The sequence below is a fragment of the Micrococcus sp. KBS0714 genome, assembly GCF_002008305.4.
In the GTDB taxonomy this organism is placed as follows: domain Bacteria; phylum Actinomycetota; class Actinomycetes; order Actinomycetales; family Micrococcaceae; genus Micrococcus; species Micrococcus luteus.
The window spans coordinates 391,231-405,174 of sequence record NZ_CP042169.1; the positions used below are offsets into that span (position 1 = coordinate 391,231).

General features: G+C 73.8%; 13 protein-coding genes and 1 tRNA gene. 6 read left to right on the forward strand and 8 right to left on the reverse strand.

All coding sequences use genetic code 11. The features are described from left to right. Positions 1-28: 28 nt before the first annotated feature. The 4 genes from B1A86_RS01765 to B1A86_RS01780 all read right to left on the reverse strand — a co-directional run bounded on the left by B1A86_RS01765 (position 29) and on the right by B1A86_RS01780 (position 3,219). Positions 29-319 (reverse strand): WXG100 family type VII secretion target, encoded by a 291-nt coding sequence (locus B1A86_RS01765; protein ID WP_010079419.1) that lies wholly within the window; start codon positions 317-319, stop codon positions 29-31. Positions 320-374: 55 nt separating this feature from the next. After that, positions 375-2,180, reverse strand: a complete 1,806-nt coding sequence (locus B1A86_RS01770; RefSeq protein WP_078025816.1) for a HAMP domain-containing sensor histidine kinase — start codon at positions 2,178-2,180, stop codon at positions 375-377. Between the two features lies 1 nt (position 2,181). Continuing rightward, positions 2,182-2,889 carry a response regulator transcription factor gene (locus B1A86_RS01775; RefSeq protein ID WP_002855565.1) on the reverse strand — a complete coding sequence of 236 codons (708 nt, stop codon included), beginning with the start codon at positions 2,887-2,889 and terminating at the stop codon, positions 2,182-2,184. Between the two features lie 78 nt (positions 2,890-2,967). Continuing rightward, positions 2,968-3,219, reverse strand: coding sequence for a hypothetical protein (locus tag B1A86_RS01780; RefSeq protein ID WP_002855567.1), 252 nt, complete (start codon positions 3,217-3,219; stop codon positions 2,968-2,970). Between the two features lie 211 nt (positions 3,220-3,430). Between B1A86_RS01780 and B1A86_RS01790 the strand changes: the two genes are divergently transcribed. Both B1A86_RS01790 and B1A86_RS01795 read left to right on the forward strand, forming a co-directional pair. Next, positions 3,431-3,814, forward strand: a complete 384-nt coding sequence (locus B1A86_RS01790) for a cold-shock protein (RefSeq protein ID WP_010079414.1) — start codon at positions 3,431-3,433, stop codon at positions 3,812-3,814. Between the two features lie 3 nt (positions 3,815-3,817). Further along, complete coding sequence (locus B1A86_RS01795; RefSeq protein ID WP_078025815.1) at positions 3,818-4,315, forward strand: DUF3027 domain-containing protein; 498 nt, start codon at positions 3,818-3,820, stop codon at positions 4,313-4,315. 6 nt (positions 4,316-4,321) lie between these two features. Here B1A86_RS01795 and serC read toward each other — a convergent pair whose 3' ends face one another. After that, entirely contained in the window at positions 4,322-5,449 is a 1,128-nt protein-coding gene (gene serC / locus B1A86_RS01800; protein ID WP_078025814.1) for a phosphoserine transaminase, read from the reverse strand. 128 nt (positions 5,450-5,577) lie between these two features. Between serC and B1A86_RS01805 the strand changes: the two genes are divergently transcribed. The 3 genes from B1A86_RS01805 to B1A86_RS01815 all read left to right on the forward strand — a co-directional run bounded on the left by B1A86_RS01805 (position 5,578) and on the right by B1A86_RS01815 (position 8,899). After that, positions 5,578-6,300, forward strand: coding sequence for a metal-dependent transcriptional regulator (locus B1A86_RS01805; protein ID WP_002855582.1), 723 nt, complete (start codon positions 5,578-5,580; stop codon positions 6,298-6,300). A 159-nt stretch (positions 6,301-6,459) separates the two neighbouring features. Further along, positions 6,460-6,954, forward strand: coding sequence for an HNH endonuclease (locus B1A86_RS01810; RefSeq protein ID WP_020628346.1), 495 nt, complete (start codon positions 6,460-6,462; stop codon positions 6,952-6,954). Between the two features lie 76 nt (positions 6,955-7,030). After that, the gene (locus B1A86_RS01815; protein WP_168196725.1) at positions 7,031-8,899 is read left to right on the forward strand and encodes an ABC transporter ATP-binding protein; all 1,869 of its coding nucleotides are present in this window, start codon (positions 7,031-7,033) and stop codon (positions 8,897-8,899) included. A 26-nt stretch (positions 8,900-8,925) separates the two neighbouring features. Here the strand turns inward: B1A86_RS01815 and B1A86_RS01820 are convergent. From B1A86_RS01820 to B1A86_RS01830, 3 genes are all read right to left on the reverse strand, one after another. Further along, positions 8,926-8,999, reverse strand: a tRNA-Arg gene (locus B1A86_RS01820). A 43-nt stretch (positions 9,000-9,042) separates the two neighbouring features. Further along, the gene (locus B1A86_RS01825; protein WP_078025813.1) at positions 9,043-9,693 is read right to left on the reverse strand and encodes a hypothetical protein; all 651 of its coding nucleotides are present in this window, start codon (positions 9,691-9,693) and stop codon (positions 9,043-9,045) included. Between the two features lie 194 nt (positions 9,694-9,887). Continuing rightward, positions 9,888-11,075 carry an acyltransferase family protein gene (locus tag B1A86_RS01830; RefSeq protein WP_158183518.1) on the reverse strand — a complete coding sequence of 396 codons (1,188 nt, stop codon included), beginning with the start codon at positions 11,073-11,075 and terminating at the stop codon, positions 9,888-9,890. Positions 11,076-11,331: 256 nt separating this feature from the next. Here B1A86_RS01830 and pcrA point away from each other — a divergent pair, with 256 nt between their 5' ends. Continuing rightward, positions 11,332-13,893 (forward strand): DNA helicase PcrA, encoded by a 2,562-nt coding sequence (pcrA, locus tag B1A86_RS01835; RefSeq protein WP_078025426.1) that lies wholly within the window; start codon positions 11,332-11,334, stop codon positions 13,891-13,893. The last annotated feature ends 51 nt before the right edge of the window (positions 13,894-13,944 follow it).

Consider the following 13,944-nt stretch of genomic DNA (forward strand, 5'->3'; position numbering starts at 1 on the left):
CGGCCGCGCCCCGGTCCGTTCCGGGCGCTCAGAACCGGAACATCGCGGCGTTGGCGGTCTCCGCGTCCTGGTACTGGGTGGCGGCGGCGTCCATCGCGCGGCGGATGCCCGCCAGGGACTCCTCCACGCGCTGCTGGGTGGCGCGCCACTCGGTGAGCACGCCCTGGAAGTTCGCGGCCGCCTGGCCGCGCCAGGTGTCCTGCAGCTGGCGCAGGTTGGCCTCCATGGTGCTCACCTCCGCCTGGAGGCGTCCGATGGAGCCCTCCACCGCCCCGCTCTTGGCCCGCAGGTCCTCGACGTCGATCTGCACGATGCTCATGTGACTGTCCCCTCTGACGAGTGCTGATGGGCGGCGGGTGCCGCCGGGCACCACGCTAGGGACGGGCGTCCCGCTCCGCCGCCGGGTCGTCCTCGCCTGGGGACGGGGGGTCGGCCTGAGGCGCCTGTGCAGGAGCAGACGCCCGACGGCGGCGCTCGGCCGAGGCGCGACGGAACCGCTCCGCCGCACGCAGCAGGCGGCTGCTCCGGGCGGCGTCCGCGGCGCTGGCGCCGGCGCCCGACGGCGCGGCCAGGGCGAGGGGGCCGGTGGGCGGACCGGCCGCGTCGTCGTCGGTGTCCCGTGCGGGCAGGCGCTCGTCCTCGACGTCCTCGTCCGCCTCGTCCTCGAACGGTGCCCACGGCAGGTGGACGGAGAAGGTGGCGCCGCCGCCCTCGGTCTCCAGCAGCCGGACGGAGCCGCCGTGCTGGGCCACGATCGCCGCGACGATGGCCAGGCCGAGCCCCGTGCCGCCCGTCTCGCGGTGCCGGGAGGTGTCCGCGCGGTAGAACCGCTCGAAGATGCGGGCGCGGTCCTCCTCGGACACGCCCGGCCCGTGGTCACGGATCTCGATCACGGAGCTGCGGCCCGCGCCGTCCGCCCCGGCCTGGCCGCCGAGGTGGTCGACGGTGCCGACCGCGATCTCGATGGGGGTGCCGGCGGGGGTGTAGCGCAGGGCGTTGGCCATGAGGTTCACCACCACCTGGCGCATCCGGTTCTCGTCGCCGAGGATGGGCGCCGGGGCCGCCCGGTCGCCGTCGGGGCCCACGAGGGTGACCTTGCGGTCCGGGGCGTTCACGGAGGCGTCCATCATGGAGTCCATCGCGAGGATGAGCAGGTCCACCGGGGCGTGCTCGAGGGGGCGCTGCTCGTCGAGGCGGGCCAGGGTGAGCAGGTCCTCCACGAGGCGGGTCATGCGGGTGGCCTCGGACTCGATGCGCTGCATGGCGGCGGCGACGTCCTCCTCCTCGCGCAGCCCGCCGTGCCGGTACAGCTCGGAGAATCCGCGGATGGTGACCAGGGGGGTGCGCAGCTCGTGGGAGGCGTCCTGCACGAAGCGGCGCATCTTGTCCTCGGAGATCTCCTTGTCCCGGAACGCGGACTCGATGTGCGCGAGCATGGCATTGAGGGAGCGGGAGAGCCGGCCCACCTCGGTGTCGGGCGCCGCGCTCTCCACGCGCTGGCTCAGGTCGCCGGCGGCGATCTTGGCGGCGGTGCGCTCCACGCGGTTCAGGGTGCGGAACGCGCGCTGGACCGCCAGGTTGGCCACGATCACGGTGCCCGCCGTCGCGAGCAGGCCGATGGTCACGACGATCGAGGTGACGCGCTCGACGGAGGAGGTCACGCTCTGCAGGGGAAGGGCCACGGCCATGGTGCCGTCGCCGCTGCTGAGCCCGTACAGCTGCACGCGCCAGCCGCTCGAGTCCGGCTGTGTGCCGGGCACCTCGAAGGAGGCGGAGCCGCGCTCCAGGGCCTCGGCCGGGGTGATGTCCGGGAGGGCCGGCTCGTCCGCACCCGGCATCACCGGGGTCTGGACGACCCGCGCGCCCTCGTTGTCCCACACGACGCCGTAGAAGCGCAGGATGGGCAGCTGCGGCATGTAGTACTCGCCGGTCTGGGCGACGTTGGCCAGGTACATCGAGACGGTGTCCCGGTTGGCGGCCATGTCCTCGTCCAGCTGGCGCACCGCCTCCTGGCGGAACAGCACCGCGGTCGCCACGGCGGTCACGGCGACCAGGGCCAGCATGAGCGCCGCGATCATCACGACCAGCTTGGTGCGCAGGGACTGCCCCTGCCACGCGCCCCTCAGCCAGGCGCGCGGATGGCGGACGCGGGCCGCCGCGGCGTCGAGCCGCGCACGCACGTCAGCGCTTGTCCGCGGTGCGGAGCATGTAGCCGACGCCGCGCTTGGTGTGGATCATCTTCTCGCGGCCGCCGACGTCGATCTTGCGGCGCAGGTAGGAGATGTAGGACTCGACGATCGAGGCGTCCCCGTTGAAGTCGTACTCCCACACGTGGTCCAGGATCTGGGCCTTCGAGAGCACCCGGTTCGGGTTCATCATGAGGTAGCGCAGCAGCTTGAACTCGGTGGGGGAGAGCTCCACGACCTCGCCGCCGCGGCGGACCTCGTGCGCGTCGTCGTCGAGCTCGAGGTCGTCCACGCGCAGCACCGCCGCGTCGTCGTCGAGGGAGGCGGTGCGGCGCAGCACGGCGCGGATGCGGGCGACCACCTCGTCGAGGGAGAACGGCTTGGTCACGTAGTCGTCGCCGCCGACCGTCAGGCCGGTGATCTTGTCCTCGGTGCCGTCCCGCGCGGTGAGGAACACGACGGGGAAGTGGCGGCCGGCGGCGCGCAGGCGGCGGGTCACGGTGAAGCCGTCCATGTCCGGGAGCATCACGTCCAGCACGGCCAGGTCCGGCTGGAACTCCTCGGCGGCGTCCAGGGCCTCCCGGCCGTTGGCCGCGGCCGTGACCTCGAAGCCGGCGTAGCGCAGGGATGTGGAGAGCAGCTCGCGGATGTTGGGCTCGTCGTCCACCACCAGGAGGCGTGCTTCGGGGTTCTGAGGCTGCATGGCGCCCAGTCAACCGCTCCGACCTGGGAACACCCTGAAAGGGCGCTGGATGTCGCGGGGCGTGGTCGGCCCGGCGACTCAGGGGCGCGAGCGCCGGACGGCGCCCAGCACCACGTGCAGCAGCATCAGGCCGAAGCCGACGGGCAGGCCGAACAGCGCGAGCGCGAACAGCGCCGGGGACGCCGGCCAGGCCAGGAAGTACGCGACCAGCAGGGCCACCAGGGCCAGGGCCGACACCGCCGTCACGGCCACGCCCAGCACCAGGACGACGCCACGACCGCCCCGGTGGTCGGCGGGCGCGGGGGCGGGGAGGGTGGAGGTCCGAGGCATGCCTGCCACTCTAGTCGGGCTATCCTGGGAGGTCATTGACGACCACGTCCTCCGCCGTCCCCTCCGGGCGCACGGCCAGGCTGGTCCCACCGATGCCGCGGCGCACCGCCACGCCGGTGCCGGACCCCGCCGACCCGAGACGAGAGCACGGCCGCCCCCGCGGCGCCGGCCCGACGCGGAGGACCCACATGACGAGGAGCAGGTGACGCACATGCCCACCGGACGCATCAAGTTCTACGACTCGACCAAGGGCTTCGGGTTCGCCCAGACGGACGAGGGCGAGGAGGTCCACGTGCCCGCCTCGGCCCTGCCGGCCGGGGTGACCGAGCTGCGCGGAGGCACCCGCGTGGAGTTCGGCGTGGCCGAGGGTCGCCGCGGCAAGCAGGCGCTCTCGCTGCGCGTGCTCGACGCCGCGCCCTCGGTGGTCCGCAACCACCGGCCCGGCGCCACCGAGATGGCCGTCCTCATGGAGGACCTCATCACGTGGCTGGACCAGGCCTCCAACGGCCTGCGCCGCGGCCGCTACCCCCAGCGCGCCCAGGCGCAGAAGATGGCGCAGGTGCTGCGCCGTGTCGCCGACGACCTGGAGGCCTGAGCCATGACCACCCACGACGACGCCCCGCGCGTCGACCACCGGAGCCCCGACGCCGAGCCCGCCGAGGAGCGGACGGCCGTGCCGCCCGCGCGCGGCCGGGCCCCGCGCCGCGACGAGCTGCTCGCCGCCGACGTGGACACCGCCCGCGCCGGGCTGGCCGGGCTGGCCGCCCCGGACGAGGTGGGGGAGCACGTGGACGTGCTCGTGGACGACGACCGCCTCCTGACCCACCGCTTCGCGTGCCGCCTGCCCGGCTACGCGGGCTGGCTCTGGTACGTGACGATCGCCCGAGCCCCGCGTGCCAAGCAGGTCACCGTGTGCGAGACCGGCCTCATGGCGGGGGAGGGCTCGCTCGTGGCACCCCCGTGGGTGCCGTACGCCGAGCGCGTGAACGAGGAGGAGCGCGAGCGGCTGAAGGCCGTGGCCGAGGGCCGCGTGCCCGGCGCCCCGGCGCCCGACGCCGAGGGGGACGGGACGCCCGAGGCCGCGGCCCGCGGCTGACCCGGCTCAGCCCAGGCGCTCGACCACGTGGTCGATGCAGCGCAGCAGCGCCGCGACGTCCTCGGGCTCGGTCGCGGCGAAGGTCGCGATCCGCAGCTGGTTCCGGCCGAGCTTGCGGTAGGGCTCCACGTCCACCACGCCGTTGGCGCGCAGGACCTGGGCGACCGCCGCCGCGTCGACGTCGTCGGAGAAGTCGACGGTGCAGATCACGGCGGAGCGGTCCTCCGGCCGGGCCACATAGGGCGTGGCGAAGGACGACGCCTCGGCCCACGCGTACACGCGCGAGGAGGAGTCGGCGGTGCGGGCGGTCATCGCGTCCAGCCCGCCCTGGCCGTTCATCCAGCGCAGCTGCGCGTCCAGCATGACGAGCGTGGCCAGCGCGGGCGTGTTGTAGGTCTGGTCCTTGAGGGAGTTCTCCACGGCCGTGGCCAGGTCCAGGAACGCCGGGATCCAGCGGCCGGACTCCTTGATCTCCGCGACCCGCGCCAGGGCCCGCGGGGAGAACAGCGCGAGCCACAGACCGCCGTCGGACGCGAAGTTCTTCTGCGGCGCGAAGTAGTACACGTCCGCCTCGGACACGTCCACCGGCAGGCCGCCCGCGGCCGAGGTGGCGTCGACGACGACCAGGGCGTCCTCGTCGATGCCCGCGGGGCGGACGACGGGCGCCACCACGCCGGTGGAGGTCTCGTTGTGCGGCCACGCGTACACGTCGACCCCGGCCACGGCCTCCGGCTCGGGGCGGGTGCCCGGCTCGGAGGTGCGGATGTCCGACGGCGCCAGGAACGGCGCCTGGTCGGTGGCCTTGGCGAACTTCGAGCCGAACTCGCCGAAGCTCAGATGCTGGGCGCGCTCGCGGACCAGGCTGAAGGCGGCCGCGTCCCAGAACGCGGTGGAGCCGCCGACGCCGAGGATCACCTCGTAGCCCTCCGGCGCCGAGAACAGCTCGGCGACGCCGGACCGGACGCGCGCCACGAGGTCCTTGACCGGCTTCTGGCGGTGCGAGGTGCCGAGCAGCCCGGCCGCGTCCTGGAGCGCGCTCAGCTGCTCGGGGCGGACCTTGGACGGGCCGGCGCCGAAGCGGCCGTCGGCCGGCAGCAGGTCCTGGGGGATGGTGATCTCGGCGGGGGAGGTCATGCGTGCTCCTGACGCTTCGGGGTCGCGGGTCGTGCCCATTCTCCCGCGCCCGGGACCACCGGCCCTCCACGTGACTCACGCCTCGCTAGGATGTCCGGGACGAAGAGCCCGAGGGAAGAGGACGCGCCATGACGGATCTGATCGACACCACCGAGATGTACCTGCGCACGATCCTCGAGCTCGAGGAGGAGGGCATCCCCCCGCTGCGCGCCCGCATCGTCGAGCGACTGGAGCACTCCGGCCCCACCGTCTCCCAGACCGTGGCCCGCATGGAGCGGGACGGGCTGGTGCACGTGGGCATGGACCGCCGGCTGGAGCTGACCGTGGCGGGCCGTGAACGGGCCGTGTCCGTGCTGCGCAAGCACCGCCTGGCCGAGCGCCTGCTCGCGGACGTGATCGGCCTCGAGTGGGAGCTCGTCCACGAGGAGGCCTGCCGCTGGGAGCACGTGATGAGCGACCAGGTGGAGCGTCGCCTGCTCACGCTGCTGGAGAACCCCACCGAGACCCCCTACGGCACCCCGATCCCGCCCCGGCCCGAGCAGGCCTCCGCCGAGGACTGGAGCCGCGACATGGGCCTGGCGGGCACCCGGCTCTCCGAGGAGGCCGCCACCGCCGGCCGGTTCCGCGTCCGCGGGCTGGCCGAGGGTGTGCAGACCGACCCCGACCTGCTGGCCCAGCTGGCCGGCGCCGGCGTGACCCCCGGCCGCGTGGTGCGGGCCGAGGCCGCCCGCGACGCCGGGTACATCCGGGTCGAGGGCGAGGCGGAGGACGGCGCGGCCGCGGACGGCGGGGCCCTCGAGCTGGCCGCGGCCACGGCCGCACACGTGTGGGTCGAGCGCCTCGACGGCTGAGGCGCGGCGCGCCGTCGTCGTGCGTGACGGGGGCGTGATGGCCCGGTGACGGGCCGGTGAACCTCTTCCGCCGCCGCAGGCGACACGTGGCGCGCCGATGCACCCGCGTCTAGCGTGGAGACACGACGCCCCTGTGTCCCCACGCTTCCGAGGCCCCCGATGCGCACACTCGTCCTCAACGCCGGCTACGAACCCCTCTCGGTCGTCTCCGACCGCCGGGCGCTGCTGCTCGTGGCCACCGGCAAGGCGAGCGTGCTCGAGGACGCCGGTGACCCGATGCGCAGCCCCACCCGCGCGTGGGGCCGGCCCCTCGTGATCCTGCTGCACCAGTACATCCGGGTGCCCCACACGGACGCGGCCCCGGTCTCCCGCAAGGGCGTGCTGCGCCGGGACGGACACCGCTGCGCCTACTGCGGCGCCCACGCCACCACCGTGGACCACGTGCGGCCGCGCTCGCGGGGCGGCGAGAACTCGTGGGAGAACCTCGTGGCCTGCTGCCTGCGCTGCAACGGGGCGAAGGCGGACCGCTCGCTCGAGGCCCTGGGCTGGCGGCTGCGGGTGGAGCCGGTGCGCCCGCGCGGGGCCCAGTGGCGGATCCGCGAGCTGGAGCGGCCCGCCGAAGCGTGGCGGGACTACCTGCGCCTGGCCGCCTGACGCCGGAAGCGGAATCGCGCCCGCCCGTGCCCGCCGGTTCCTAGACTCTCGAACGGTCGAGAGAGCGGAGGGGCCCATGAGCATGGAGTCGGCGGCACGGATGTCCATGATGCGGATGACCCGCGGACAGTCCGACGCCCAGCAGAGCCTCGCCCGCGGCACGGTGCGCCGTACCATCGCGTTCGCGGGCCGGTACCGCACCCGACTGATCGTGTTCGTCGCGGCCTCCATCGTGGGCGCGGTGCTCGGCGTGGCCTCGCCCGTGCTGGCCGGCGACGTCGTCAACGCGATCACCGGCGGCGCGGACCGCGGGCTCGTGGTGCGGCTGGCCCTGCTGATCGCCCTCGTGGCCGTGCTCGACGCGGCGCTGTCCGTGTTCACCAAATGGCTCTCCTCCGGGCTGGGGGAACGCGTCATCTACGACCTGCGCACCGCCGTGTTCGACCACGTGCAGCGCATGCCGGTGGCGTTCTTCCAGCGCACCCGCACCGGCGCGCTCGTCTCACGCCTGAACAACGACGTGATCGGGGCGCAGTCGGCGATCTCGCGGACCCTCTCCGGCGTCGTCGCGAACGTGGTGTCCGTGGCGCTGACCCTGGGCGTCATGGTGGCCACCAGCTGGCAGGTCACCGTCCTGTCCCTCGTGATGCTGCCGCTGTTCCTGGTGCCGGCCCGGGCGGTCGGCTCGAAGCTGGCGGACCTGTCCCGCGAACGGGCCGGGCACAACGCGGCCATGGGCGACCAGATGACCGAGCGGTTCTCCGCTCCCGGCGCCACACTCATCAAGCTCTTCGGCCGCCCCGCCGCCGAGTCCGCCGAGTTCGCCCGCCGCGCGGACCGCGTGCGCGCCACCGGCGTGGACATCTCCGTGCGCCAGGCCGTCTTCACCACGCTGCTCACCCTGGTCTCCGCGCTCGCGCTCGCGGCCGTGTACGGCGTGGGCGGGCTCCAGGCGATCGCGGGCACCCTCGACGCCGGCGACGTCGTCACCCTCGCCCTGCTGCTGACCCGCCTCTACGCGCCGCTGACCGCGCTGGCGAACGCCCGCGTGGAGATCATGAGCGCGCTCGTGAGCTTCGAGCGCGTGTTCGAGGTCCTGGACCTGGAGCCCCTCATCACGGAGCCCGCGCGGCCCGCCGCCCTGCCGGAGGGGCCCCTGTCCGTGCGGCTGCGGGACGTGCGCTTCGCCTACCCCACCGCGGAGCAGGTGTCCCTGGCCTCCCTCGAGGAGGTCGCCGTGCTGGACACGCGCGGCGGCGAGGAGGTGCTGCACGGGATCGACGTGGCCGTGCCCGCCGGGGCCACCGTGGCCCTCGTGGGCTCCTCGGGTGCGGGCAAGTCCACCATCGCCTCGCTCGTCACCCGCCTGCACGACGTCACCTCCGGCGCCGTCGAGATCGGTGGCGTGGACGTGCGGGACCTCGCGTTCGCGGACCTGCAGCGGGCCGTGGGCATGGTGACCCAGGACGGGCACCTGTTCCACGAGACCGTGCGCGCCAATCTGACGCTGGCCCGCCCCGACGCGACGGACGAGGAGCTGTGGGACGCCGTCGAGCGGGCCCGCCTGCGCCCCGTGGTCGAGGCGCTGCCGGACGGGCTGGACACCGTGGTCGGCGAGCGCGGCTACCGCCTCTCCGGCGGTGAGCGGCAGCGCATGACGATCGCGCGGCTGCTGCTGGCGGCCCCGCGCGTGGTGGTGCTGGACGAGGCGACGGCGGCGCTGGACTCCACCAACGAGCGCGCCATCCAGGAGGCGCTGGGGGAGGCCCTGGCCGGGCGGACCGCGATCGTGATCGCGCACCGGCTCTCCACCGTCCGCAGCGCGGACGAGATCCTCGTGGTCGAGGCCGGGCGGATCGTGGAGCGCGGCACGCACGCTGCGCTGCTCGCGGCGGACGGACGGTACGCGGAGCTCTACACCACACAGTTCGCCGACGCGGAATGAGGCGGTGGCCGGACCGGCCACCCGGGTGCCCCAGGCCGGAATCGAACCGACGGCCTACCCTTTAGGAGAGGGTCGCTCTATCCAACTGAGCTACTGGGGCGCGGACCGCGCGTCGGTCCGGTGAGCGAGTATAGCCGAGCCCCTCAGTCCTCCCGCGCGGCGGGACCACGACGACGGCGCCGCCCGGCCCACAGCATCACGGCCACCGCCAGCGCGAGCAGCGCCAGCAGGACCCAGCGGGTCAGCGTCAGGGCGGCGGCCAGGCCGGTGCCCGGGCCGCCGGCGGCGATCGCCTGCTCGATCGCGATGTTCTCGCAGATGTCCACGACCGCGAACAGCACGCCCAGCCCGAAGACGGCCCACTTGGCGCCGACGGGACGCAGGCGCCATGCGCCGACCGCGGTGACCGTCAGTGCCACGGCGATCGGGAAGATCACGCCGGCCGTCTTGTGCACCCAGTTCAGCTGGCCGCGGGCGTCCTCGTCCATGACCGCGGAGAGCGCGCGGATGTGGTCCTGCCCGTAGAACAGCAGGGAGTCCGGCATCGCCAGGCCGCCGCTGAGCTGGGTCATCTGCTGCAGCACCAGCAGATGGAGGTACGCGCCCACGAGCAGGGTGGTCACGATCAGCGCGCTCACCGGGATCGCCGGGCTGCCCTCGCGCTCAGCGGCCGCGGCGAGGTCCTCACGGACGTGGACGTCCCGCAGCGTGGGACGGGAGCGCGGGGACTCGGCGACCGGGCGCGCGGCGGGCCGCGACGGGCGCGGACGGGACTTGCGGGACTTCTGGGACACGGGGCACCTCCGCGGTCCATCCTCCCAGACCGGCCGAGCCGGTCCGGTCCCGCCCAGCCCCGCCCAGCCCAGCTCACTTTCGAACGTGAAATCGGGGTCATGGGGACTTTCGAACGCGAGATAGGCCCTCCGTCACGTTCGAAAGTGCGGGGGTGGCGGGGATGCCGGGGTGGCGGGGTCGGGGCCGGGGCTGCTCAGTCCGCGTGGCGAGGCCGCGGGCGGGGGGCCCGGACCCGGGCGGGTGCGCCGGCCGCCGGCTCGGCGGCCGGGGTCGGCCCCGCGGCGGGCTGCGGCGGGGACGCCGGCTCGACGACCGGCAGGGGCGCCGTCGTCGAGGCGGGCTCGGCGGTCTGTGCCGGCACGGCGTCCGCCGCTCCCGGGACCGTGGCCCGGGTGCGAGGACGCGCCCGGACGCGTCCCGCCGTCGGGAGTTCGAAGAGCCAGCGAACCCGTCGGTAGCCGAGCGCGAGGGCGAGCGGGACGAGGAACGTGAACGACGCGATGGCCACGTAGAAGTCGACCGGGCGGACCGCGGCGAGGTCGCGGAAGGCCGCCACCGCCAGGATCAGCACCGGCATGTGGGCGACGTAGAGGACCATCGAGCGGCGGCCGCAGAACTCGAGGAACGGCAGACGGGGCAGGCGCGGGCCGAGCCACAGCACCACGAGGATCCCCGGCAGCGCGGCGAACACGGACCAGGGCTGGCGCTCCGCCACCACGAGCGCGCCGGTGCGCGTGGCCGTCACGGTGAGCACCATGAGGATCACCGCGATCACGCCCAGGGCGGCCGGCGCCGTGCGGATCCGGGGGAGCAGTCGCGCGGAGGCGGCACCGAGGAAGAAGTACACGCCCCAGTACAGGGGACGCACCCAGTCGCGGGGGCCGCTGACGAACTCGAGGAGCAGCACGAAGAGGACGGCCGCGACCACCAGCGCCGGGACGCGACGGATCACCGGGCCGATGAGGTAGCAGAGCATGAGCACCCACAGGAACCACAGGTGCCACGCGCCGCCGCGCCAGAACTCGACGGACAGCAGGGATCCGGGCTTGCCCGTGGCCAGCGCCAGGACGACCATCCAGACGAGGAACGGCCACAGGATCCGCTCCGCCTTGCCGCGGTAGTACGTGCCCAGCGGCTTGGACACCGAGCGGGGCAGCAGGACGCCGGACAGGAACACGAGCATCGGCATCCGCCACGACTGGAACACCTGCACCACGTTCGCGAACGCCACGGAGCTGAAGGTCGCGTCGAGCCCCTGCGGCATCGTGTAGGTGTGGGTGAACATCACCAGCAGCACGGCGAATCCGCGCATGGCGTCCATCCAGGTCATCCGGCTGGGGGCGGACCCGTGGGACACGGGCGGGGTCGGCGTCGTGGACATGGCGGCTCCGGGGTGGCGGGGCGGGGGAAGGGGGCTCCGCCGCCACATCGCGCGGAACGCCCAGAAGACCATAGCGGGCCGGTCGATTCCCGCCCACTTTCGAACGTGAAATCGGGGTCATGGGGACTTTCGAACGCGAGATAGGCCCCCCATCACGTTCGAAAGTGCGGGTGGGGTGGGGCGGGGCGGCGCGGTGGGGGATGGCGACGACGGCGCCCGCGGTCGCGTCCGGAGCCACGCCTAGACTGGATTCGCCATGGCTGACCTCTTCTCCGCGCTCGGACGCACGCACCTGAACCTCGACCGGACCCGCCGCCCCGCGGACCCGGAGACCGCCCTGCCCGGGCTCGTGCCCCCGGCCGTCACGCGCGCCGCCGCCGACCCCGAGGCCTGGGGCGTGGACGCCCGCCCGGCCGCGCCGTCGCACACTCCGGAGTCGCTCGTGGCGGGGCTCAACCCGCAGCAGGCAGCCGCGGTGACCCACACGGGGGCGCCCCTGCTGATCGTCGCGGGCGCCGGCTCGGGCAAGACCCGGGTGCTGACCCACCGCATCGCGTGGCTGCTCGCCACCGGACGGGCGCGGCCGCACGAGATCCTCGCCATCACCTTCACGAACAAGGCCGCCGCGGAGATGCGCGAGCGTGTGGCCGGGCTGATCGGTCCCACCGCCCAGCGGATGTGGATCTCCACGTTCCACTCCTCCGCCGTGCGGCTGCTGCGCAACGAGGCCGCCAACATCGGGCTGAAGTCCACGTTCACCATCTACGACTCGGCGGACAGCCTGCGCCTGGTCACCACCGTCGCCAAGCAGCACGAGCTGGACCCGAAGCGCTTCGCGCCCAAGGCCCTGCTGAACCGCATCAGCTCCCTGAAGAACGAGCTCGTGGAGGCGGACGACTACGCCGCCACCGTGGCCGAGGGGGACCCGTGGGGCCGCGCCGTCGCCGCCGTCTACCGGGACTACACGGCCCGCCTGCGCCAGGCCAACGCCCTGGACTTCGACGACCTGATCGGCGTGACGGTCCACATGTTCGAGGCGTTCCCGCGCGTGCTGGACAACTACCGCCGCCGGTTCCGCCACGTCCTCGTGGACGAGTACCAGGACACCAACCACGCCCAGTACCGCCTGATCCGGCTCCTCGCCGGCCCGGCGGGTGACCCCGAGGGCGTGGAGACCCCCGGCGGCGAGCTGACGGTCGTCGGCGACTCGGACCAGTCCATCTACGCGTTCCGCGGCGCGGACATCCGCAACATCGTCGAGTTCGAGCAGGACTTCACGGACGCCGTCACCATCAAGCTCGAGCAGAACTACCGCTCCACGCAGACCATCCTGGACGCCGCCAACGCGGTGATCGAGCGCAACCCGGACCGCCGTCCCAAGCGCCTGTGGACGGCCGAGGGGGAGGGCCCCGCGATCGTCGGCTACGCCGCGGAGAACGAGTCCGCCGAGGCGGAGTGGATCGCCACCACCATCGACCGGCTGCAGGACGAGGACGGGATCCGCCCGGCCGACGTCGCCGTGTTCTACCGGACCAACGCGCAGTCCCGTGCGCTCGAGGAGCGGCTGGTGACGCGCGGCATCCCGTACCGGGTCATCGGCGGCACGCGCTTCTACGACCGCAAGGAGATCAAGGACGCGCTCGCCTACCTGCGGGTGATCGTCAACCCCGACGACGACGTCAACGTGCGCCGCATCCTCAACGAGCCCAAGCGGGGCATCGGGGACCGGGCCGAGGGCGCCGTCGCCGCGTGGGCCGAGCGGAACCGCTCCACGTTCTCCGCGGCCCTGCGCGACGCCGAGAACGCTCCCGGCATGGCCGCCCGCTCGCTCAAGGCCGTCCGCGGCTTCGTGCAGATGATGGACGACCTCGGCCAGGTCGCCGAGTCCGCCGGCCCGGCCACCGTCCTGGAGGCCGTCCTCGAGCAGTCCGGGATGCTGGCCGCCCTCCGCGAGTCCGAGGACGTGCAGGACGAGTCCCGCGCGGACAACCTCGGCGAGCTCGTCGCCGTCGTCCGCTCCTTCGAGACGACGCATCCGGACGGCACCCTGTCCGACTTCCTCGAGCAGGTGGCGCTCGTGGCGGACGCAGACCAGCTGCCCACGGCCCCGGACGTGGAGGGCGAGGCGCTCGCCGAGCAGCAGGGCCAGGTCACGCTCATGACGCTGCACACCGCCAAGGGCCTCGAGTTCCCCGTGGTGTTCCTGACGGGCATGGAGCACGGGGTGTTCCCGCACGCCCGCTCGATGACGGACGAGAAGGAGCTCGCGGAGGAGCGCCGTCTGGCCTACGTGGGCCTGACGCGCGCCCGCCGTCGCCTGTTCCTGACACGCGCCGAGGCACGCTCGCTGTGGGGCCAGCACCAGTTCAACCCGCCCAGCCAGTTCCTCGGGGAGATCCCGGAGACGCTCATCGACTGGGAGCGGGAGGGCACCACGCGCTCGGCCGGGTCGTTGAGCCTGACCGGCGCCGGCACCTCGCGCTACGCGGGGCGGTTCGGCGGCGGGCGACCGGCCTGGCGGTCCCGGGACGACGACGGCGCGCGGCCCCAGCGCCTCACCCGCGGGGACGAGCCGGCGGACCTCACGGTGCCCTCCGCCGTGGTGCGCGGGAAGGCGCCGAGCCGGGTGCAGCCGCAGAAGGAGATCGTGGCGCTCAGCCCGGGCGACCGCGTCTCCCACGCGACCTTCGGCGAGGGGCGTGTGGACGCCGTCGCGGGCGCGGGGGACAAGACCGTCGCGACCGTCACCTTCGACGCCACCGGGGCGCAGAAGCGGCTGCTGCTGCGCTACGCCCCGCTGACGAAGGTCGAGGGCTGACGGGACCGGCCCGCCGACTCCCCGGTCTCTCCGGGGTGTGGACTAGAGTGA